22 protein-coding genes are annotated in these 20,138 nt (G+C 66.6%); 5 read left to right on the forward strand and 17 right to left on the reverse strand.

All coding sequences use genetic code 11. From position 1 onward, the window contains the following. Positions 1 to 4: 4 nt before the first annotated feature. The 7 genes from rny to pgsA all read right to left on the reverse strand — a co-directional run bounded on the left by rny (position 5) and on the right by pgsA (position 4,976). Positions 5 to 1,465 (reverse strand): ribonuclease Y, encoded by a 1,461-nt coding sequence (rny, locus tag QM618_RS10770; RefSeq protein ID WP_428098607.1) that lies wholly within the window; start codon positions 1,463 to 1,465, stop codon positions 5 to 7. A 17-nt stretch (positions 1,466 to 1,482) separates the two neighbouring features. Further along, positions 1,483 to 1,998, reverse strand: coding sequence for a regulatory protein RecX (locus QM618_RS10775; protein ID WP_428098749.1), 516 nt, complete (start codon positions 1,996 to 1,998; stop codon positions 1,483 to 1,485). 14 nt (positions 1,999 to 2,012) lie between these two features. Next, positions 2,013 to 3,110: a recombinase RecA gene (recA, locus tag QM618_RS10780; protein WP_428098613.1), complete on the reverse strand. Its 1,098-nt coding sequence runs from the start codon at positions 3,108 to 3,110 to the stop codon at positions 2,013 to 2,015. A gap of 221 nt (positions 3,111 to 3,331) precedes the next feature. Further along, positions 3,332 to 3,565 (reverse strand): DUF3046 domain-containing protein, encoded by a 234-nt coding sequence (locus QM618_RS10785; protein ID WP_428098619.1) that lies wholly within the window; start codon positions 3,563 to 3,565, stop codon positions 3,332 to 3,334. Beyond that, positions 3,565 to 3,876: a helix-turn-helix domain-containing protein gene (locus tag QM618_RS10790; protein ID WP_428098623.1), complete on the reverse strand. Its 312-nt coding sequence runs from the start codon at positions 3,874 to 3,876 to the stop codon at positions 3,565 to 3,567. The genes QM618_RS10785 and QM618_RS10790 overlap by 1 nt, the downstream gene beginning before the upstream one ends. An 82-nt stretch (positions 3,877 to 3,958) precedes the next feature. After that, positions 3,959 to 4,432: a CinA family protein gene (locus QM618_RS10795; protein ID WP_428098626.1), complete on the reverse strand. Its 474-nt coding sequence runs from the start codon at positions 4,430 to 4,432 to the stop codon at positions 3,959 to 3,961. Then, on the reverse strand, positions 4,422 to 4,976 hold the full coding sequence (gene pgsA, locus QM618_RS10800) for a CDP-diacylglycerol--glycerol-3-phosphate 3-phosphatidyltransferase (RefSeq protein WP_428098629.1): 555 nt from the start codon (positions 4,974 to 4,976) through the stop codon (positions 4,422 to 4,424). Before pgsA ends, QM618_RS10795 begins: the two co-directional genes overlap by 11 nt. Before the next feature lie 55 nt (positions 4,977 to 5,031). Here pgsA and QM618_RS10805 point away from each other — a divergent pair, with 55 nt between their 5' ends. Beyond that, positions 5,032 to 6,363 (forward strand): CapA family protein, encoded by a 1,332-nt coding sequence (locus tag QM618_RS10805; protein ID WP_428098633.1) that lies wholly within the window; start codon positions 5,032 to 5,034, stop codon positions 6,361 to 6,363. 47 nt (positions 6,364 to 6,410) lie between these two features. Here the strand turns inward: QM618_RS10805 and QM618_RS10810 are convergent, their stop codons facing one another. The 8 genes from QM618_RS10810 to thyX all read right to left on the reverse strand — a co-directional run bounded on the left by QM618_RS10810 (position 6,411) and on the right by thyX (position 16,367). Further along, complete coding sequence (locus QM618_RS10810) at positions 6,411 to 8,684, reverse strand: putative bifunctional diguanylate cyclase/phosphodiesterase (RefSeq protein ID WP_428098636.1); 2,274 nt, start codon at positions 8,682 to 8,684, stop codon at positions 6,411 to 6,413. Then, positions 8,669 to 11,308, reverse strand: a complete 2,640-nt coding sequence (locus QM618_RS10815; protein WP_428098638.1) for a DNA translocase FtsK 4TM domain-containing protein — start codon at positions 11,306 to 11,308, stop codon at positions 8,669 to 8,671. Before QM618_RS10815 ends, QM618_RS10810 begins: the two co-directional genes overlap by 16 nt. Before the next feature lie 83 nt (positions 11,309 to 11,391). Continuing rightward, entirely contained in the window at positions 11,392 to 11,778 is a 387-nt protein-coding gene (locus QM618_RS10820; RefSeq protein ID WP_428098641.1) for a hypothetical protein, read from the reverse strand. Between the two features lie 197 nt (positions 11,779 to 11,975). Then, positions 11,976 to 12,395: a hypothetical protein gene (locus tag QM618_RS10825; RefSeq protein ID WP_428098644.1), complete on the reverse strand. Its 420-nt coding sequence runs from the start codon at positions 12,393 to 12,395 to the stop codon at positions 11,976 to 11,978. A gap of 155 nt (positions 12,396 to 12,550) precedes the next feature. Next, entirely contained in the window at positions 12,551 to 14,233 is a 1,683-nt protein-coding gene (locus QM618_RS10830; RefSeq protein WP_428098649.1) for a ribonuclease J, read from the reverse strand. A 3-nt stretch (positions 14,234 to 14,236) separates the two neighbouring features. Further along, positions 14,237 to 15,139 (reverse strand): 4-hydroxy-tetrahydrodipicolinate synthase, encoded by a 903-nt coding sequence (gene dapA, locus QM618_RS10835; protein WP_428098653.1) that lies wholly within the window; start codon positions 15,137 to 15,139, stop codon positions 14,237 to 14,239. A gap of 53 nt (positions 15,140 to 15,192) precedes the next feature. Then, the gene (locus QM618_RS10840) at positions 15,193 to 15,681 is read right to left on the reverse strand and encodes a hypothetical protein (RefSeq protein ID WP_428098656.1); all 489 of its coding nucleotides are present in this window, start codon (positions 15,679 to 15,681) and stop codon (positions 15,193 to 15,195) included. Beyond that, positions 15,678 to 16,367, reverse strand: a complete 690-nt coding sequence (gene thyX / locus QM618_RS10845; RefSeq protein ID WP_428098752.1) for an FAD-dependent thymidylate synthase — start codon at positions 16,365 to 16,367, stop codon at positions 15,678 to 15,680. Before thyX ends, QM618_RS10840 begins: the two co-directional genes overlap by 4 nt. Positions 16,368 to 16,634: 267 nt before the next feature. Here thyX and QM618_RS10850 point away from each other — a divergent pair, with 267 nt between their 5' ends. The 4 genes from QM618_RS10850 (at position 16,635) to QM618_RS10865 (ending at position 18,907) form a co-directional block, all read left to right on the forward strand. Then, complete coding sequence (locus QM618_RS10850; RefSeq protein ID WP_428098659.1) at positions 16,635 to 17,288, forward strand: GNAT family N-acetyltransferase; 654 nt, start codon at positions 16,635 to 16,637, stop codon at positions 17,286 to 17,288. Next, a complete protein-coding gene (locus QM618_RS10855; RefSeq protein ID WP_428098662.1) occupies positions 17,276 to 17,974 on the forward strand; it encodes an AzlC family ABC transporter permease in 699 nt (232 codons plus the stop codon). The genes QM618_RS10850 and QM618_RS10855 overlap by 13 nt, the downstream gene beginning before the upstream one ends. Further along, positions 17,971 to 18,294, forward strand: coding sequence for an AzlD domain-containing protein (locus QM618_RS10860; protein WP_428098667.1), 324 nt, complete (start codon positions 17,971 to 17,973; stop codon positions 18,292 to 18,294). The genes QM618_RS10855 and QM618_RS10860 overlap by 4 nt, the downstream gene beginning before the upstream one ends. A 130-nt stretch (positions 18,295 to 18,424) precedes the next feature. Further along, the gene (locus tag QM618_RS10865; protein WP_428098670.1) at positions 18,425 to 18,907 is read left to right on the forward strand and encodes an N-acetyltransferase family protein; all 483 of its coding nucleotides are present in this window, start codon (positions 18,425 to 18,427) and stop codon (positions 18,905 to 18,907) included. A 7-nt stretch (positions 18,908 to 18,914) separates the two neighbouring features. On the opposite strand, the gene QM618_RS10870 is transcribed toward QM618_RS10865, so the two are convergent. Together QM618_RS10870 and dapB are read right to left on the reverse strand one after the other, a co-directional pair. Continuing rightward, on the reverse strand, positions 18,915 to 19,379 hold the full coding sequence (locus QM618_RS10870; protein WP_428098673.1) for a hypothetical protein: 465 nt from the start codon (positions 19,377 to 19,379) through the stop codon (positions 18,915 to 18,917). After that, entirely contained in the window at positions 19,376 to 20,110 is a 735-nt protein-coding gene (dapB, locus tag QM618_RS10875; protein ID WP_428098677.1) for a 4-hydroxy-tetrahydrodipicolinate reductase, read from the reverse strand. Before dapB ends, QM618_RS10870 begins: the two co-directional genes overlap by 4 nt. Positions 20,111 to 20,138 lie beyond the last annotated feature (28 nt).

A 20,138-nucleotide genomic window follows, 5' to 3' on the forward strand; every position in this document is an offset into this window, starting at 1 on the left:
TGAACTAGTGAGCGACGGCCTCCGCGCGAAGCTCGCGGATGACGGTCACCTTGATCTCTCCGGGGACGTTGAATTCCTTGCTGATGTGCTCGGCAATTGTACGCGCCAGGTCCTGGGCACCCGCGTCGTCCACCTCGCCGGGCTCCACGACCACGCGCACCTCGCGGCCCGCTGACATCGCGAGGGCCTTGGTGACGCCCGTGTGCTCCGCCACGAACTTTTCGAGAGACTCCATGCGCTCGAGGTAGCCGTCGAGGTCTTCGCGGCGCGCGCCGGGGCGCGCCGCGGACACCGCATCCGCGAGCTGCACGATCACGGCTTCGACGGTGGCGGGCGCGACCTCGTCGTGGTGAGCCGCGATCGCGTGCACCACCGCTGGCTCTTCGCCGTGTGCCTGAGCCAGCTCGGCACCGATCGCCGCGTGGGTGCCTTCCCGCTCCCCTGTGAACGCCTTGCCGATGTCGTGGAAGAACGCCGCGCGGGTGGCGACCTCCACGTCTGCTCCCACGAGCTCCGCAAGCGCGCCCGCCACCGAAGCGGCCTCGACCAAGTGCGCGAGCACGTTCTGGCCATACGAACTTCGCAAACGCAGCCGACCAAGGGTCTCGATGACCTCTTGGTCAACTCCGCGAATGCCAACCGCCTCCAGCGCGTCCAAGCCTGCGTCCATGTGGCGCTGGTGTGCCCCAGCAACCGCCTTCGCGTACTCGAGTTCCACGCGGTGCGGCTGAATGCGCCCGTCCTCCACGAGGGCACGCAGCGTCACCTCGGCAACCTCGCGGCGCTCCACGTCGAATGACGAGAGCTGTACGGCGTCCACTCCCTCCTCGACGATCACGTTGACACCGGTGAGCGCCTCGAAGGCACGGATATTACGCCCTTCACGCCCGATGATCCGGCCCTTCATCTCTTCAGACGGAAGGTCGATCCACGTGACGGAGGACTGCGCCGTGGTGACTCCCACTTGACGTTGCATCGCCTCGACAAGCAGCTCGCGAGCCCTCGCGTCCACTTCGCGCCGCACGGAGCGCTCAAGGCGCCTGCGCTCGATGGCCGCGTCCGCCTCCGCCTCCGCGCGCAAGCGCGCGGTCAGCTCCGCTCGCGCCTCGTCCGCGGACAGCCCTGCAACCTCAGCCACTCGGCGGGTGAGTTCCTTCTCGAGCGACGCCTTCTCATCCGCGAGCCGGCGCTCGTCGCGGGACACCACGGCCACCCGCTCGTCTAGTTGCCGCGCGTACTGCTGGTGGGCCCGCTGATCCGCGGCGGTTTCCTTCTCGCGCAGCGCCACACGCTCCTCGCGCCGTTGCGCCTCGGCCATCATGGCGCGCGCGTCTTCGCGTTGACCCTCGACCTCGTCGCGAGCCGCTTGACGCACAGCTTGGGCCTCGCGCCGGGCAAAGAAGACGAGGAGCAGAGCCACCAAGGACGCGCCAAGGAGCAGCAGGATCACTGCAACGGGTTCCACTGCGCTCCTTCGCCTAGTTAGTCGACACCTGCCTTATCGGCACGTTGCCAGTCTTTCACGACTGCGAAAGCGCTCGAAGGCGAGTATCCCTTGCGCGCCAACAGGCCCACCACGCGGCGGGTTCGCTTCTCTTCGTCCAGGCCTGCCAGCGACACCCAGCGCTTGAAGGCGATCTCGTGCGCGCGATCGTCGATGGAATCCGGGATCGGCTCAAGGGCCGCCGCGATGTCGTCCTGCGTGAAGCCCTTGCGCTGCAACTCAAGCCGAATCGCTCGCGGTGCCAGCCCGCGCTCCGCATGGCGGGTGCGCGCTATCTGCGCGGCCAGCGCGGCGTCGTCAAGGAGCCCCACCTCCACGTACCGCGCGATGAGAGAGTCGGCGAGTTCCGGCGCCACGTCGCGCGCGATGAGCTTCTCGCGAAGCTGCGCGCACGAGCGAGCGGAGTGCGTGAGCAACCGAAGCGCGATCTCACGCGCGCGCTCGGCGGGGTCCGCCGGTGTCGTGGGGGCGTCCTCCCGCCGAGCGCGAGTCATGTCAGACACGGCTCCTAGAAGGGCGCGTCTTCCTTGGCGATGGCCGCTCGCATTTTGGACGACGCAGCAACGTCGTCCACCTCGGGAACCTCTTGCGACTCTTCGCCCGCTGCGACAGCGCCGATGCCAAGCTTGGCCTTGATCTTTGCCTCGATCTCTTGCGCGAGCTGCGGGTTGTCCTTGAGGAACTGGCGCGCGTTCTCCTTGCCCTGGCCCAGCTGATCGCCCTCGTACGTGTACCAAGAGCCGGACTTCTTGACGAAGCCGGTCTCGACACCTAGGTCGATGATTCCGCCCTCGCTCGAGATGCCCTGGCCGTAGAGGATGTCGAACTCAGCCTGCTTGAAGGGTGGCGCCATCTTGTTCTTGACCACCTTGACGCGGGTGCGGTTACCCACGGGCTCGGTGCCCTCCTTGAGGGTCTCGATGCGGCGCACGTCGAGGCGAACGGAGGCGTAGAACTTGAGCGCCTTGCCACCCGTGGTGGTCTCTGGCGAGCCAAAGAACACGCCGATCTTCTCGCGCAACTGGTTGATGAAGATGGCCGTGGTGCCCGTGGTGTTGAGCGCGCCAGTGATCTTGCGCAGCGCCTGCGACATGAGGCGCGCCTGCAGGCCCACGTGGCTGTCGCCCATCTCACCCTCGATTTCCGCCTTGGGCACCAGGGCCGCAACGGAGTCGATGACGAGGATGTCCACACCGCCGGAGCGGATGAGGATGTCGGCAATCTCGAGCGCCTGCTCGCCGGTGTCTGGCTGCGACACGATGAGGTTGTCGGTGTCCACGCCAAGCTTCTTCGCGTATTCGGGATCCAGCGCGTGCTCGGCGTCGATAAAGGCCGCGGTGCCGCCGGCCTTCTGCGCGTTCGCGACGGCGTGCAGCGCAACGGTGGTCTTTCCCGAGGACTCGGGGCCGTAGATCTCGATGATGCGGCCGCGAGGCAGTCCACCGATCCCGAGCGCGATGTCCAGCGCAACGGAGCCCGTGGGGATCGCCTCAACCGCGACCCTCTCGTGCTCGCCAAGGCGCATCACCGAGCCTTTGCCGAACTGCCTGTCAATCTGACCGAGTGCCGCCTCAAGCGCCTTAGAGCGGTCCGCCGCGTTCGCCATGTCCTATCCCATCGTTCGTGGCATCACTGCCGCCTGTAGTTAAGGCCACTCTGTGCCTATGGCCACGACGCTAGTCGCGACCACTGACATAGGAACCAGCGCCTGCTGCCGACTGTGGAAAACGGCCCTCGAACACTGTCCTGTGCACATCACAGTAATCGAACGTCTGTTCGAATGAAAGCGACACGCCGAACCCAGCCACAGCGTCGGGCAGAAACGTCTTAGCGCCTCCGTGGCACCGTGCGGTGGGGATTGCTGCCGTCGCGCACTCCCGCAGGAATCTGCATCTCGTCGCACCACGCGTGCCACACGTCGCGAGCGGGAACGCCAGCGTCCAGCGCGGCGGCAGGCGTGAGGGACCCCAACGCAGTCAAGGACAATTCACGCCCAAGTGTGGGCGCATAGGTGTCGCCGAAAACCTCGGCGGCGAGTTCCCAGAACTCGCTGACCCGCATTAGCGGCCGCGGAACGTGCTCAGCAGCTCCGGAACGGTGTCAGGAATGGTGGGCATGACCGGCACGTCGCGCAGGGACTCGGCCGCGGCGAAGCGGTCGGAGACCTCACGGAGAATCGCGGACATGGGCACGTCGAGGGCGTCGCAGATCGAAGCGAGCAGTTCCGAGGACGCTTCCTTCTGGCCGCGCTCTACCTCGCTGAGGTAACCGAGCGACACGCGAGCGTCCGAGGAAATGTCGCGGAGCGTCTTGCCTTGGAGCAGGCGCGCGTCACGGAGGACATCGCCGATCTCATTGCGCAGAACAGGCATTCGCCCTCCCCTCATCTGTGAACCATTGATCATGTTGTACGCAACGCACATTACCCCACGGATGTTCCAGCGCTGTTACACATCAATCCGCGGTTTCGCCAAGGGCGAGCAACAGCATCCCCAACGCGTCCCCAACCGCGGCCTCGCGAACGGCCGCACGGTCCCCCTCATGGGTGACAGTCACCGCGTGCTCTCCTGACGGCCCGACGCTGCCAACGCACACCGTCCCCGCTCGCCTTCCCCCGTGGCTGGCTGGGCCGGCCACCCCCGTCGTGGCCACGGCAACATCGGCCGCGAACAGCGCGAGCGCGCGCCGCGCCATCTCGAGCGCCACCTCCTCGCTCACGACGCCGTAGCGCTCCATGAGCTCCGCGGGCACCCCAAGCACCCGCTGTTTTGCCGCGATCGTGTACGTCACCGCGGAGCCAGCCACAGCGTCGGACGCCCCGGGCACGGCGATGAGCGCCGAAACGACGTCGCCACCGGTCACTGATTCCGCACACGCGATGGTGAGACCGCGTGAAACCGCGGCGGCGAGGATGCGCTCAGGCAGCATCGGCGGCAGCGCGCCTCGCGCGCGCGAGTCGCGCCTCGTAATCCACCCACGTCACCACGGCGAGCGCCACGGAGGCGACGATGAGCCACCACGCGACGGTGTCCACGGCCTGGGGCATCCCTGGCAGCAGGTAGAGCCCAATGGCTACGAGCTGCAGCAAGGTCTTCACCTTGCCCCCGCGGGAGGCCGGAATCACCGCGGTGTGCACCACGCGCAAGCGCCCAACGGTGACCGCAACCTCGCGCACAAACAGAATCACGAGCGGCCACCACGGCACGCCGTCGATGATGCACAGCATCAGCAGCGTGCCGAGCACAAGCGCCTTGTCCGCGAGCGGATCCGCGAGCTTCCCAAACGACGTGATGACGTGCCAGCGGCGAGCCAAGTAGCCGTCGAGGAAGTCAGTGAGGCCCGCGACCACGTAGACAGCAACGGCCCACCAGCGTGCGGCACCGTCGCGTCCGTCGTCGTAGGCGAGCAGCACCATGACCACGGGTACGCACACGAGCCTGGCCCACGTCAGCCAGTTCGGCAGGCGATCCATGCCAACACCATAGCGGCGTCCACCCACCCTCCTTGGCGCCCTGGATAATGTCCGCATGACCCCTGAGCGCCCGTCCCACGCTTCGAGCGCGCGCGGCATCGCTGGAGCGGTGCTTGGCCTGGTTGTTGCCGCAGCGCTTGGCGTGGGCGGCGCGGTGGCCCTTGCCGGAAGCCAGCCCGACGCTGTGGCAAGCGGGCCTACCACCTCGCCTCAAGCGTCGGGCAGCGAGGGGCCGACGGAAGCCGCCACGCCGTCGGCATCCCCCTCCCCCACGCCGTCGGTGACGCCAGATCCCACCGTGACCTTCTCGCTCGTCGCGGGTGGCGACATCCTGACTCACGAGCCGGTGTTGCGATCCGCGCGTAGCGGGGACGGCTACGACTTTTCCGAGCAGTTCGCGCCCACCTCAAACATCCTCTCCGGCGCCGATATTGCGCTGTGTCACCTCGAGGTGCCCGTTGTGCCCAAGGGCAAGAAGCCCTCGGGATATCCCATGTTTGGAGCCCCCAAGTCGCTGGTAGGCGACTTGGCTGATGCGGGCTGGGACGGGTGCTCCACGGCGTCAAACCACAGCGTGGACCGCGGCTTCGCTGGGATTGAGGCAACTCTGGACGCGATGCAAGCGGCAGGCGTGGGCCACGCGGGCACCGCGAGGTCCAAAGACGAGTCCACGCAAGTGCAGTACTACGACGTATTCGAGGGCGACCGCGAGGTGCGCGTGGCGCACATCTCCTACACGTACGGCCTCAACGGACTGCCGAAGCCTGAGGGCAAGCCGTGGGCGGTGAACGTGTTCGACTCCGCGGATGCAGACGCCTCGAGCATCATCGACGCGGCCCAAGACGCGCGCGACGACGGCGCGGATGTGGTGGTGGCGTCCGTGCACTGCTGCGTCGAGTACACCACGCAGCCCAACAGCACGCAGAAGTCGATTGCCAAGCAGATTGCAGACTCTGGCCTGGTAGATCTCTATATTGGCCACCACGCTCACGTGCCGCAGCCCATCAAGAAGCTCAAGGGTGGGCCCGGCGGCGACGGCATGTGGGTGGCCTACGGGCTGGGGAACTTCATCTCCAATCAGGACGCGAGCACCGTGGGGCATCCGGAGACCGCGAACGGGCTGCTGCTAAGAGCCACCTTCACCGTGACGCCTGAAGACGACGTCTCCGTCGATGTGGGGTGGACCGCGGTCACGGTTGACCGCACGCACGGCCACGTGGTCTATCCAATCAGTGAGGACAGCGGGTCCGTTGGCGAACTGAGCGCGTCACAGGTGAAGTCGCGGTGGAAGCTCGTGGCCAAGGCGGCGGGCGACGCTGCGCCCGAGATTCCGGATGCCGGCGAGCCGCTTGCGGACCGCGTTGAAGTGAGCGTCCGCACGCCGTAAGGCAAGGTCTGGAGTTGGACTCCTGGTGCGCGCTGGGTTGGGTGCGCCTAGTTGCCGAACGCGGCGCCAGAGACGTCGAGCGGGTCATCGTGCTCTTGCGGGCGCGGGTCGATGAGGCTCGCCACGTAGTGCGGCTTCGCGTCCAGCACGGCCGCGGCGGGCTGCGCCACGCCAAACAGCCAGCCCTGGCCGTAGCGCCAGCCGCACGCGCTGAGGAACTGGGCCTGGGCCTCGGTCTCGATGCCCTCCGCGATGGTGGCTAGGCCCAACTCCCTCGCCAGAGCGCCAAGCGCGCGCGACACGCGCGCGCCAGCGGGGTCCTCGGGGATTCCGGCCACGAACGACATGTCCAGCTTCACGCCAGACACGGGAAGGTCGCGCAGATAGGACAGCGGCGAGACGCCCGTGCCAAAGTCGTCCAGCAGGATCGGCACTCCCGCATTGCGCAGTTCCGTGAGCTCGTGGCGGATGCGCGTGTTGGGCGCCACGAGAGACGCCTCGGTGAGCTCAACAACGATCCGCTGCGGACTGAGATGGTGTCCACCGATCGCACCAAGCACCCTGTCCGCAAACTCGGAGTCACCCAACTGATCCGCGGACACGTTGATCGACACCCACGTGGAGTCCGTGGGGTTCAGCGTGAGGAAGTTCGCCGCCTGCTCCACGAGCGCGGTGCCCAGCACCGTCGCGAGGTTGCGGTCGTCGATGAGCGGGAGGAAGGCACCGGGCAAGAGCAGTCCGCGGGTGGGGTGCTGCCAGCGAACAAGCGCCTCATAGCCCACCACGGAACGCGTGGCTAGCTCGAGGATGGGCTGATAGTGCAGCACCAGATCGCCGTGCTCGATAGCGCGCGCCAAGTCAGCGGCGAGCGCCGTCTGCGAGTCGCGGGACGTGCGCATCGTGGGATCGAACACCTCGGTGCGCGACTTGCCGGTTGCCTTGGCGCGGTACATGGCCGCATCCGCAGCCGAGAGCAAACCGGGCGCCCCACCGGCAATGATCTCCTCGTCCGCCATGGCGATACCGAGCGAGGCCCCAAGGTGGATCTGGTGACGCTTGACCTGCAGCGGTCGCTTGAGCCCGGCGTGGATGGCACCCGCGATGTCGAACAGCGCCTTGGAGCAGTCGGGATCCTGCACCACGATGACGAACTCGTCGCCACCGATGCGCGCCACAGTGCCGCGACCAGCGGTCGCAGACCGCAAAACCCCTGCTACATAGACAAGTGCGCTGTCGCCAGTGGCGTGGCCAAAGCGGTCGTTGAGGCCCTTGAACCCGTCGAGGTCCACGGCGATGACGCCCACGCGGCTCTCGGCGTCTGGCTGCTCGAGTACCTGCTGGAGCACGTCCTGCAAGAGCGTGCGGTTCGCCAAACCGGTCAAGGGATCGTGCATCGCGCGGTGCGCAAGCAGTTCAGAGTGCATGCGGTCATCCGTGGAGTCACGCACCTGCACGATGTAGTGGTCCGGCGCGCCGCCCGGGTAGCGAACCAGCCCTACATCGAGCACCGCCCACACCACGTTGCCGTCGGCGCGCACATAGCGCTTTTCCACCGAGAATCGACTCTGGTGACCCGCGTATAGACGCTGCAACTGGTCGCGCTCGGCGGCGAGGTCTTGCGGGTGGGACAGCGCAGAGAACGGCGTCCCACGCAGCGCCGCAACCGTGGATCCCATCATCTCCGCGAATGCCCTGTTGACCTCCATGAGCCGCCATTCCAGGTCAACCAAAGCCATGCCAGTCGGCGCGTTTTCCATCGCCTTACGGAACTGGGCGTCGGAGCGCGAAATGGCCTCGGCTGCCTCACGCAACCCCGTGGGGTCGGCGAGCGTAATGACCGTGATGGGCGCGCCGTCGGGCCTATCAGTGACCACCCCAGAGCGCACGTGAATCCAGCGAATGTCGTCCACCCCGCGCCTGCCGGGAACGCCAATGCTACGCGGCGTGTCCGTGGTGGGCGCGAACGCGTCCATGACGGCCACGGGCTGCAGGTTGCCGTCGACGATGCGAATCGGCAGGCGGTACAGCAGCTTGCCGATCGCCTCTTCTCGCGTGACCCCCACCATGCGCGCGGCGACGTCGGAAATCATCGCCACCTCGTGGTCGGAGGTGATCACGATGATGCCGTCGCGCGTGGAGGAAACCACCGCCTCGAACTGTCGCCTCAGCTCTCGCTCGCGGGCGGCCGTCTCCGTGTATGCCTTGCGGGCGCGGCCGGATCGCCAGAAGTAGAAGAACGCGCAGGCCGCCAAAATGACAAAGAGTGCCGTGGCAATGACGACGAAGGTGGACTGCGAGAAGAGGTCTACGAAATCCTCCATGCATCGTCCTCGCCGTCGTCGGTATAGGTGGGCTCACTAACGGTATCGGCCGAAAAGCCGCGAAGAATAGCCAAAGTGGACGCCAATTCGTCCGGAGTGACCAATACGTCACGAGCCTTGGAGCCCTGAGAAGGCCCGACGATGTCCCGGCTTTCGAGCAGATCCATCAGTCTCCCCGCCTTGGCAAAGCCCATTTTGAGCTTGCGTTGCAGCATGGACGTGGAGCCAAGTTGGGTGGTAATCACCAGTTCCGCGGCCTGAAGGAGGTCATCGAGGTCGTCGCCGATGTCTTCGCTCACGATTGCGCTCGAGCTGGCCTGGATGACGTCGTTGCGGTATTCCGGATCCGCCTGACGCTTGACGTGGTTCACGGCCGCGTGGATCTCGCTCTCGCTCACCCACGCACCCTGCACGCGCATCGGCTTGGACTCCCCCATGGGAAGGAACAGTGCGTCGCCCTGGCCGATGAGCTTCTCCGCACCCGGCATATCGAGCACGACGCGGCTATCTGCCAGCGACGACGTGGCGAAGGCGAGCCGAGACGGCACGTTCGCCTTGATGGTTCCCGTGATGATGTCCACGGACGGGCGCTGCGTGGCGAGCACAAGGTGAATACCGGCGGCGCGAGCGAGCTGGGTGATGCGCTGAATCGACTCGTCCACGTCTCGCGGCGCCACCATCATGAGGTCCGCGAGCTCGTCCACGATCACGAGCAGGTACGGGTACGTGTGGATCTTGCGCTCAGAACCGGGCAACGGCTTGACCTTGCCGGCACGCACGGCCTTGTTGAAGTCATCCACGTGCTTGAAGCCGAACAGCGCGAGGTCGTCGTACCTCATGTCCATCTCTTTCACCACCCATTCGAGGGCCTGTGCGGCCTTCTTTGGATCGGTGATGATGGGGGTGATGAGGTGCGGAATCCCCTCGTAAATCGACAGTTCCACGCGCTTGGGGTCCACGAGCACCATGCGCACCTCGTTAGGCGTTGCGCGCATCATGATGGACGTGATCATCGAGTTCACGAAGCTCGACTTACCGGCTCCCGTGGCTCCCGCGACCAGCAGGTGCGGCATCTTCGCGAGGTTCGCCATGACGTACCCGCCCTCGACGTCCTTGCCGATGCCGATCGCCATGGGGTGGTCGTTCTTGAGCGCCGTCGTGGAGCGCAGCACGTCGCCAAGCGCCACCGTCTCGCGGTCCACGTTGGGAATCTCGATGCCGATCGCGCTCTTGCCGGGAATGGGCGAGAGGATGCGCACGTCCGCACTCGCCACCGCGTAGGCGATATTGCGGGACAGCTGGGTGATCTTCTCCACCTTCACGCCCGCGCCCAGCTCCACCTCGTAGCGAGTGACGGTTGGGCCACGCGTGAATCCCGTGACCTCGGCGTCCACGCCGAACTGCTCGAGCACGCTCGTGAGCGCGGCAACCACACGGTCATTGGCCGCTGATCGCGCCTTGTGGGGCGTGCCCTTGACGAGCATGTCGGGGTCCGGGAGCACGTACGGGCTCGAGTTTTCGAGTTCGCCCTGCACCCCCGTTGGCACGATCGACGTTGGCGGAGCGGTTGGCGTGGGCAGCACGGTCGTCGGCTGGGTATCGACGTCCTCGCCAGCGGGCGCGTAGTCGTCGGCGGGCACGTAGGGGCTCAGAGTTGTCTGAACACCCGGTATGCCCGACGCTGGGGTTGCGTGTTGCGGCACGCCGTAGCCGGGCGTGTGGTCGTCTTCTGGTGGCGAGATGAGGTCATCGAACTCGGTGCGATGCACGGCCGTGGCGAACGCCTCGTCGGCCTCATACGAGTCCAGGGTGTCCGCCTTAGCGCGCTTGCCCCGGCGGCGCAGCGTGCCGTGCTCCGGCAAATCCAAGTCCTCGTCGTCGCCGTCCTCAGCCGTAGCGTCGGACCGTGTAATGAGGCCCTTGACGCGAGACACCACCTCACGAAGCGGCATGCCGATCGTCACCAGAATCGCAAGAATACCCAGCATTACCAGCACAAATATGGCGAGACCGGCGCCCAGCAGCGAAGCCAGAGGGGTGCCGACGAGGAAGCCGAGCAGGCCGCCTGCCGCCATGACCGCGTCCCAACTGGTGGTGGGCGTGGGCTGGTGGCGCGCGATGTGGATGATGCCGTCCACCGTGAGCGCCAGGAAGAGCAAGCCCACCATGATGCGGTGATTTGCGTGGCCCTCTTGCGGCTCGCGGAAGAGGCGGAGCGAGAGGAAGAGAAGGGCAATCGGGAGGAGCTTGGCGAGAACGCCAAACATCCCTGCGGCGGCGCCGTGAATCACGTTTCCCGCCCACGAGCCCACGCCAAACCACTCCGTAGCGGTCACCAGCACGGCGAGGATCAGCAGCAGGAACGCCCAGCCGTCACGGCGAACGTCAGGGCTCACGGCCTTGGCGCCCGTTCCGACGGAGCGCACGGCTCCCCCAACGGCGGCGCTGGTCCCGCGGCCAACAGCTTGGGCGCCGCGCAGGACTGCAGGCGGCTGGCTCTTCGCGGCAGGCTTGCGCGCCGAACTGCCGCCCTTAGGGGCGGAGCGAGCGCTCGACGAGCGCTGGGTGGACGCGCGCTGGTTCGATGAACGCTGCGGGGGGCGCGACTGACGGGTCTGAGCCATAACTCCGCACGCTACCCCGCGACGCGGCGGATGTTGCGGAGGCTCCCCGACGTGGATCAGCGGGGCGTTGTGGCCCGCAGCAACTAGAAGTCGACCTGAAAAGCTCCGTCGCCGAGATCGGTCACAAGGCGAGCATCGATGAGGCATTGATCGAAAGCTACGGTGTCATCGACGTTCCGATAGATCGTCATGAGCTCATCGCGTGTCGCGTTGGCGTCGACGGTGGCCCCCGCCGTGGCAAAGCACTCACGCACTGTTGGCAACATCTCGTCCCACCGTTTGTCGCGATTCGCCTCGTGGAGTGCGGACCTCCCGCCAGACGTCCAATACGCCTGGCGCGCGGCCGTCACCTCGCTCGACTCGCACTCATCGTCCCAAGCAACGATTTGAGCGAGTTGGGCGTCGTACTCCGGCGTACCAACCTCGGCGGTCAACTTGGGCCACGCGACCGAGTTTGCAAGATCGGGCACGCCGAAACTATCCACCTCAGTCACGGTCACAGTTGCGCCGTGCGACTCCGCACATCGGACATACTCCAAATTCGCCTGGCGATACTCCTCGAACGTGAAGGACGGGTCCGATGAACTCGGCGACGGGGCGCTGGGGCCAGGCGTGCAGGCGCAGAGTGACAGTGCTGCCAAGAGCGCTAGCGACCATCTGGCCGCGGCTAGTTGTGAGTCCACCAACTCGTACCCGAATATGGAGTGGAAAGGGTGCACGAAACAGGAGCGTTGACGGAACAACCTTGCACTGTCGTTGAGTCAGTAGCGGTAGGCATCGTCACACTCTTCAGCCCGTTGGAGGCCATCGAGCCACAGTTCGAAGTCTTGATCGTGACCACATCATCAAGGACAAAAACGCCTTTCACTGCTGCACTGTCGCAACTCGGTTGGCCACTCGGGAGGTAAATCTGGCCGTTCGCGTTGGCTGTCTTCTTGGCCTTGATCTGCGTCCCGCAGTGGTTGACCGCAAAGGCTGGCCCGGCGCCAAGAAAGAGGACCGCAGCGAGCAACAAGAACGCGGCAAGTGCGCCGGTTACCAGGCGGATGTAACGCCGCCGAACGGCGATTTGGTTCCATTCGAACATGAGTCCTCCTTGACTCGTTGCCGATGGCGCCGATGCCCACGTTACGCCCCGACTACCACGGCCGCAACGGGACGCGACGAGCGCGATGCCGCGACTGCGCGCGGCATGACAGACGTCGCGCGGCACGGCAACGACTGCGCGCTGCGCGACCGGCGCTACGCCTCGACGACCACCGGAATGATCATGGGGCGGCGACGCAGTTTGGTGCCCACGTACCTCCCGAGAACGCGGCGGGCGATCTGCTGGAGCTGATGACTGTCGGCGTTGCCCGCGCGGGCCGCCTCCTCGAGCGCCTTCTTGATCTCAGGAAGGATCGCGTCGAAGACCGAGTCGTCCTCCGCGATGCCGCGCGCGTGCACCTCCGGGCCACTCACAACGCGGCCGTTCGTCGAGTCGATCACCGCGAACACAGAAACGAAGCCCTCCTCGCTCAGGATGCGGCGGTCCTTGAGCTCGGAGTCCGTGATCTCGCCCACCGACGAGCCGTCCACGTACACGTTGTGCACCTCCACGGCGCCGGCGACGCGGGCCACGCCGTCCTTGAGATCGACCACCACGCCGTTCTCCGCGAAGATCACCCGCTCGGGATCAACACCCGTGCGCACGGCCAGGCGCCCGTTCGCGAGCAGGTGCCGCACCTCGCCGTGGATCGGCATCACGTTCTTGGGCTTGAGGATGTTGTAGCAATACAACAGCTCGCCCGCGCTCGCGTGACCGGAGACGTGCACGCGCGCGCTCCCCTGGTGCACCACGTTCGCGCCAAGCCGCATCAGGCCGTTGATGACGCGGAACACCGCGTTCTCGTTGCCAGGGATGAGGGACGACGCCAGGATCACCAGGTCGCCCTCGCTCACCCTGACCTTGTGGTCCAGGGAGGCGATGCGGCTCAGAGCCGCCATCGGCTCGCCTTGAGAGCCCGTGGACATGAAGACGATCTGATCGTGCGGGAGATCGTCAGCCTGGCGGGCGTCGACGAGGATGCCGTCGGGGACGCGCAAGAAACCTAGTTCTGCCGCGATGCCCATGTTGCGCACCATCGACCGGCCAACAAACGCCACGCGACGCCCGTGGTTCTCCGCAGCGTCGATCACCTGCTGCACGCGATGCACGTGCGACGAGAACGACGCAACCACAATGCGGCCCTTGGTCTGCGCAAAGAGCCGATCAATGACCGGCCCAATCTCCACCTCCGCCGTGGTGAAGCCCGGCACCTCAGCGTTAGTGGAGTCCACCTGGAACAGGTCAACGCCCTCCTCGCCCAAGCGGGCAAAGCTGCGCAGGTCCGTAACTCGGCCATCGAGCGGTAGCTGGTCCATCTTGAAGTCGCCCGTGTTGAGCACCGTCCCCGCCGGCGTGCGCACAAAGACGGCCAGAGCGTCGGGAATGCTGTGGTTCACCGCCACAAACTCGAGGTCGAACGCGCCCAACTTCTCGCGCTGACCCTCCTTCACCGCAAGGGTGATGGGCTGGATGCGGTGCTCGCGGAGCTTCGCCTCAACGAAGGCGAGCGTGAGCTGCGAGCCGAGCAACGGGATGTCCTGGCGCATGCGCAAAAGGAACGGCACGGCACCAATGTGGTCTTCGTGGCCGTGCGTGAGGACGATCGCCTCGACGTCCTGAAGGCGGTCTTCGATGTAGGAGAAGTCCGGGAGGATCAGATCCACTCCCGGCTGGTTGTCCTCGGGGAAGAGCACGCCGCAGTCGATGATGAGCAGGCGGCCCTCGTATTCGAGGACGTGCATGTTGCGGCCCACCTCGCCAAGCCCGCCAAGCGGGACAAGGCGGAGGGTTCCGGGTTCCAGCGCCTCTGGGAGCGGAAGTTCCGGGTGGAAGTGCATGAGTTACTCCTGAACTGGAAGGCCCGCATCCCTCAGGAACGTCGCGATCGCGACGTACTCCTCGTCGGTAGCGGGCACGTACGGAAGTCTGGTGGCGCGGCTGGGAATGACGCCTGCGGCCTGAAGGGCCGCCTTGGACATCACTCCGCCGGGGCCGCGGCCCATGATGGCGTCGACAACGGGAAGCAGCTTCTCGTGCCACTCGTCGGCGGCCGCGGTGTCGCCGGCGTCGTGGGCGGCGATCATCGCAGCAATCCACGGGGAGGCGACGTGGCTGATGACGGACACCACGCCAACGGCACCGGCCCGCAAGAACTCGAGCGTGAGCGGATCATCGCCCGAGTACCAGGCAAGGCCCGTGCGCTCGATGCGGTCCTTCGCGGCCGCAACCTGCCCCGTGGCGTCCTTGTTGGCGATGATGTTGCTGACATCAGCGAGCTCGTCGTAGCTGGCGTCGCTCAGAGCGATGCCCGTGCGCCCGGGAATGTCGTAGAGCATCACGGGAAGGTCGCTGGCTCCGGCGATAGCCTGGAGGTGCGCCACGATTCCCGCCTGTTGCGGCTTGGAGTAGTACGGCACCAGGCCGAGGATCCCGTCAGCACCCGCCTCCGCCGCCTGCTCGGCCATGCGCACGGCGTGGGCGGTGTCGTTGGATCCGGCGCCAGCAACAAGCTTGATACCAGGGCCGACGGCCTCGCGCACGGCCTCGATGAGCTCCACCTTCTCCGGGGCGTGCGTGGTGGGCGCCTCGCCGGTGGTGCCGCTCAGCACCAGGCCGTCGTTCCCCTGTGAAACGAGGAACTTCGCGAGCGCCTGCGTAGCGGCGAAATCGATCTCGCCGTCGCCGTGCATGGGAGTGACCATGGCGGTGAGCAGCGCGCCGAATGGGCGAGCGGTGGTGGTCATGCGCCTAACCTATCGCGGTGAGCGACACCTTCATCCTGCGCGCGGTCGCAGGATCAGTCCGCATCAATGATGAGCGTGACGTTGCTCAGGTCACGGGCGGTGTCTGCCCCAGAGACCACCGTGGCGTCGAACTCCACCACGTAGCCAATCTGGCTGAACTCCGCATTGGTGAGCTCGAGAACCAACTGGACGTCGCCGTCGGGCCCCGTGGCGGTGACCACCGCAGAGCGAGCGTCATCGCCAAACGTGTCGTTCCAAGCCTCGAAGAACTCGGCGGCATCGGTCGGCTCTGCAGCTCTGGTCTGCGTATCCACCTTGGCCACGGTGTTGCCCACGGCCGTGAGGGTAAGCAGGGTGCTGTCGCCGTCAGTGATCAGCGAGCCGCCGTCGGCGGTGGTGATGTAGACGGAGCCAGGGGTGTCGTTGCTGCCGCCGGTGAGGACGCCGATGAGCCAGCCGCCGCCGATACCCACGACGAGCGCGATGAGGACGATGATTGCCGTGAGGCGCATGCCCTTGTGGCGGGGTTCAAACTCGGTCATGGGGCAACTCGTCCGTTCTTGTTGAAGGCCTCGTAGGTGAGGGGCATGAGGTCCGCCCAGAAGTCTTCCATCTTTTCAGCGACCATCTCGATCTCTCGTTGCGGGAACGAGGGGAAATGAGTGCCCTCGCGCTTGGTGCGAAGGCTCAGGAAGTTCATGAGCGCGCGTGCGTTCATCGTGACGTACATCGACGAGTACGTGGTGACGGGGAGCACCGCGCGGGCGACCTCGCGGGCGATTCCGGCCTCGAGCATGCGCTGATAGCTCTGGTACGCCTGGGTGCATGACGCCTTGATCTCCCGCTCTACCAGGGCGGTCTGCTCTGGGGTGCCGGGCACGAACTCGTAGGCGCCGGGCTTTCCCTGCTGGATGAGGTTGCGGTCGGGGCCCGGGTAGTAGAAGACGGGGCGCAGTTCGCGGTAGCGGCCGGACTCCTCGTTGTAGCTCGCGATGCGGTGGCGCATGAACTCGCGAAACACGAAGATGGGCGCCTGCACGTAGAAGGTCATCGAATTGTGCTCGAAGGGGCTGCCGTGGCGGTCCCGCATCAGGTAGTTGATGAGGCCAGCGGACTTCGAGGCGTCCGCGTCGACGTCCTCAAGCGACTGCTCCCCCTTTGTGGAGACGCGCGCCGCGAACAGGACGTCTGCGTCCCCTGCGTTCGCTCGCACCAACTCCACCGTCATGTCTGTACGGAACTGGATTTCAGCGTCGGTCACGGTGGCCAGCCTAGTGCCTGCCGCCCTCCCGCCCCCCCGGCGCGCTGTCGGTACATACAGGTCGCGTCGGGCTGGCGCAGAGACCCAGGCGCGCGCGCTGCTTGATTGCTTGCGTGTTCGTTTTTTCACGCATCCGACACCCAGCTACTCAGGGAACGCGGCATCTGCCACGGCCCGACGCTGGGGCCAGGTGGGTGCCCCGCGGCACCGTGGGCGCGTGCCAGGATGGGCGGCATGGTTGAGCCCGACGTCCCGCAGCGCACGTGGCGAGTACCCGCACGCATCGAGACCGCGCGGCTCGTGCTACGTCCGTACACGCTCGAGGATGTGGCAGCAATGGACGACGTAATCCCCGCGAACCGCGAGCACTTGCTCACCTTCCTGCCGTGGGCGGTGGATGAGCCGGTCGGCACCGAGAAGCGCACCGAGCTTGTCGAGAAGTTCATCGCGGACTTCAAGGCGGGCACCGCCTTCACTCTTGGGATCTTTGACCGGGCCACCGGCGAGTTCATCGGCGGCACGGGACTGCACCTGCGCGATCACCCCGGCCACCTCGAGATCGGATACTGGCTCGCCGAGCACCGCCAGGGTGAGGGCCTCATGACCGAGGCCGCCGCGGCGCTGACGCGTGTCGCGCTCCAATGGTCGCACTCCCCGTTCGTCGAGATCCGCTGCTCGCCCGCGAACGCGCGCTCGCGGTTGGTGCCGCAGAGGCTCGGCTTTGCGCTCGTCGACACTCTCGAAACCACGTGCGGTTCCGACGCCCGCGAGGAGCTCACGGAGCTGTGGCAGCTCACGCCCGAGGCATTCCTCGACTCGCCCGCCTCGGCCGAAGCGCGGCCGGCCCTGGTCGATGGCATCGGGTCGCCCCTCGCATGGCCCGTGTGAGCCTCGGCTCGCCCGCGCGCGAGCAGGCGATCTCCGTCTCGATCGCTACGGGCGCGTATGGAGTGAGCTTTGGGGCGCTATCGGTAGCCGCAGGTCTCGACGTGTGGCAGACCATGGCGCTGTCTCTGCTGGTGTTCACGGGCGGCTCGCAGTTCGCGTTTGTCGGAGTTCTCGGCGCCGGCGGTTCCGCAGTGGCGGCGGTGCTCACCTCGACCTTCCTCGGGATCCGCAACGGCTTCTATGGGGTCGCTCTTGCGCCGGTGCTCCGTCCGATGCGCGGCCCACGCAAGGCCTGGGGCGCACAGGTGACGATCGACGAGTCGACCGCGGTCGCCCTCGCGCAGCCGCACGACGATCTGGCCGCGCGACGCGAGGGCTTCTGGTGGACCGGCGTGGGCGTCTTCGTGTTCTGGAACGCTTTCACTGCACTCGGCGCGTTGCTCGGCAGCGCGCTGGGAGATCCCGCGCGTTACGGGCTTGATGCGGCGGCAGCCGCGGCCTTCCTGGCACTGCTCTGGCCGCGCCTCGCCCCCCACCGCGCCAAGGTGGTCGCTGGCGTTGCCGCCGTGGTCGCGCTGGCCCTCACTCCCGTGCTGCCCGCGGGAATGCCGATCCTCGCGGCCGCAGTCGTCGCGATCGTCGCCGGATGGAACCCCCCGCCCTCCACCGAGGAGGTGCCGGAATGAGTGCCTACGCCTGGACCTGGGTCGCCATCGCGGCCGCCGCCCTTCTCGCGTGGGGCATCAAGTACGCGGGGCACTCCGTGCCCGAGAGTTGGCTGGAAAACCCGCGCGTCCACCGCATCGCCGGCTACATCACCGTTGCCATGCTCGCCGCGCTGTTCGCGGTGCAGGGATTCACCACCAAGGGCCACTTGGTGCTCGACTCTCGACTCGCCGCCGTCGCGGTTGCCGTGGTGCTGCTGTGGCGTAAGGCGCCGTTCTGGCTCGTCGTGCTCGCCGCCGCGGTCACGGCGGCCCTGCTGCGCACAATGGGCCTTCCGTAACGAGTAGATAATCAAGGGCCTGAGAGACGCGTGTGACGCACGTGACGCCATCTCGCTAAGCAGTACGTCACACGGTTCACTTCCGTCACTGAGACCCTTGGAAGTCAACGAGCACGTAGGCTTGGGCCGCGTGATTCACGCCGACGTCTCCGCCCGCCCCGCCGTTCCCGGCGATGAGGCCGCGATAGCTGCGATTCAGCTCGCATCGTGGCGCTCCTGGATGGGCGACGCGGTTGACCAACTCCCCGCCACGGACATCGAGCAGCAGTGGGCGCAAGCCATCTGTAGCCCGCCAAGCCGCCAACACCGCGTCTTCGTCGCAACGGACGGCCCGCGCGTGGTGGGCTTCGCGGCCCTCGCTCCCACCGAGATCATCGCGCTTGAGGTTGCCCCGGAGAGCCGCCGCCAGGGCCATGGCTCTCGACTTCTCGCCGCGTGCGTCGACACCCTGCGCACCGCCAACGCCACCGAGGTGCGCGCGTGGGCGCTCGAGGGTGACACGGTGCGCGAGACCTTCCTCAGCGGCGCTGGGCTAGGTGCCGGAGGCGTGAGAAGGGTCCTCGAAGGGCCCGACGGCGAACTCGCCGAGCGCTTGTGGGTTGCCTCGCTCTAGGGCTTGCTCAGGCTTGCGCAGCCTTGCGGAACAGCTCGGCCGCATAGCGAAGGCACTTCCGCGCCTGACGGCGGTCCCCCGCCGCGTCGTACGCCCAGGCAACGTGAAACCAGGAAGCCCAGTCCTCCGGCGCCATCTCCACTTCACGCGTAGCGAGCTGAACCGCTTCCTCAGCCGCAGCGTCGGGCAGGCGGCCAGACGGCAGCGCCTCCCCTTCAAACGCGGGCAAACGGCCCTCTTCTTCGAGGCGCGTGGCCATGCGCTGCACCGTGGTGCCGAGCCGCCACTCGTTTCCCAGGTACCACAGCCCCACGATGGGCAGCACGATGAGCGCAAAGCCCATGAGTTTGCCCACGAGGGAGTCTGACGTGACCAGCAGGATGGCGCGTTCGGCGAGCAGGCCGATGTAGATCGCGAGCAGCGCTGTCATCGCCGTCGCCGCGAGGAACGCGGGGTTGCGGAACAGCTTCACAGCGACAGGTAGCCGTCGAGGCCAACGGTGAGCCCGGGGTGGGCGGCGACCTCCCGAATGCCGAGCAGCACGCCTGGCATAAAGCTTTCGCGGTCAAAGGAATCGGTGCGGATCGTGAGCTGCTCGCCGGGGTTGCCGAGCAGCACCTCCTCGTGCGCCACGAGCCCGCGCAGCCGCACCGCGTGCACATTGATGCCATCGATCACGGCGCCGCGCGCACCGTCGGGATCGTGGGTGGTGGCGTCCGGTGACGGGCCGACGCCCTTGGCGGCTCGCGCTGCAGCCACGCCTTTGGCGGTGTGCACGGCAGTGCCAGACGGCGCATCCACCTTGCCTGGGTGGTGCAGTTCCACAATCTCGACAGACTCGAAATACGGCGCCGCGAGCGCCGCGAATCGCATGGACAGCACTGCGCTCAGCGCGAAGTTGGGGGCGATGAGAACGCCGATGCCCGGAGCTTCGGCGAGGTGCTCGCGAACCCTGGCCACAGCGTCGTCCGTCCATCCGGACGTTCCAACAACCACGTGAATACCAGCATCGATGAGCGCGTGGACGTTCGCTTCCGTGGCTGACGGGGCGGTGAAGTCCACCGCCACCGTGGCGCCGCGAAGCTCCAAGGGGTCACCGGCGTCGAGCTTCGCAACCACGCGCAGGTCAGGAGCGGCCTCGACGGCGCGAACAACGGTGGATCCCATGCGCCCGGGCGCGCCGAGCACAGCAACGTCAATCATGGGAATGAGCCTACCGGCGCCCCTCGGT

The sequence above is a fragment of the Demequina sp. genome (assembly GCF_049841215.1).
Taxonomy (GTDB): Bacteria; Actinomycetota; Actinomycetes; order Actinomycetales; family Demequinaceae; genus Demequina.

What these genes read in the sequence shown, in the direction of transcription:
- QM618_RS10775 (WP_428098749.1), bottom strand. Translation starts at nt 1,998, where the DNA reads ATGACTCGCGCTCGGCGGGAGGACGCCCCCACGACACCGGCGGACCCC.
- recA (WP_428098613.1), bottom strand. Translation starts at nt 3,110, where the DNA reads ATGGCGAACGCGGCGGACCGCTCTAAGGCGCTTGAGGCGGCACTCGGT.
- QM618_RS10785 (WP_428098619.1), bottom strand. Translation starts at nt 3,565, where the DNA reads ATGCGGGTCAGCGAGTTCTGGGAACTCGCCGCCGAGGTTTTCGGCGAC.
- QM618_RS10790 (WP_428098623.1), bottom strand. Translation starts at nt 3,876, where the DNA reads ATGCCTGTTCTGCGCAATGAGATCGGCGATGTCCTCCGTGACGCGCGC.
- QM618_RS10795 (WP_428098626.1), bottom strand. Translation starts at nt 4,432, where the DNA reads ATGCTGCCTGAGCGCATCCTCGCCGCCGCGGTTTCACGCGGTCTCACC.
- pgsA (WP_428098629.1), bottom strand. Translation starts at nt 4,976, where the DNA reads ATGGATCGCCTGCCGAACTGGCTGACGTGGGCCAGGCTCGTGTGCGTA.
- QM618_RS10805 (WP_428098633.1), top strand. Translation starts at nt 5,032, where the DNA reads ATGACCCCTGAGCGCCCGTCCCACGCTTCGAGCGCGCGCGGCATCGCT.
- QM618_RS10810 (WP_428098636.1), bottom strand. Translation starts at nt 8,684, where the DNA reads ATGGAGGATTTCGTAGACCTCTTCTCGCAGTCCACCTTCGTCGTCATT.
- QM618_RS10815 (WP_428098638.1), bottom strand. Translation starts at nt 11,308, where the DNA reads ATGGCTCAGACCCGTCAGTCGCGCCCCCCGCAGCGTTCATCGAACCAG.
- QM618_RS10825 (WP_428098644.1), bottom strand. Translation starts at nt 12,395, where the DNA reads ATGTTCGAATGGAACCAAATCGCCGTTCGGCGGCGTTACATCCGCCTG.
- QM618_RS10830 (WP_428098649.1), bottom strand. Translation starts at nt 14,233, where the DNA reads ATGCACTTCCACCCGGAACTTCCGCTCCCAGAGGCGCTGGAACCCGGA.
- dapA (WP_428098653.1), bottom strand. Translation starts at nt 15,139, where the DNA reads ATGACCACCACCGCTCGCCCATTCGGCGCGCTGCTCACCGCCATGGTC.
- QM618_RS10840 (WP_428098656.1), bottom strand. Translation starts at nt 15,681, where the DNA reads ATGACCGAGTTTGAACCCCGCCACAAGGGCATGCGCCTCACGGCAATC.
- thyX (WP_428098752.1), bottom strand. Translation starts at nt 16,367, where the DNA reads ATGACGGTGGAGTTGGTGCGAGCGAACGCAGGGGACGCAGACGTCCTG.
- QM618_RS10850 (WP_428098659.1), top strand. Translation starts at nt 16,635, where the DNA reads ATGGTTGAGCCCGACGTCCCGCAGCGCACGTGGCGAGTACCCGCACGC.
- QM618_RS10855 (WP_428098662.1), top strand. Translation starts at nt 17,276, where the DNA reads ATGGCCCGTGTGAGCCTCGGCTCGCCCGCGCGCGAGCAGGCGATCTCC.
- QM618_RS10860 (WP_428098667.1), top strand. Translation starts at nt 17,971, where the DNA reads ATGAGTGCCTACGCCTGGACCTGGGTCGCCATCGCGGCCGCCGCCCTT.
- dapB (WP_428098677.1), bottom strand. Translation starts at nt 20,110, where the DNA reads ATGATTGACGTTGCTGTGCTCGGCGCGCCCGGGCGCATGGGATCCACC.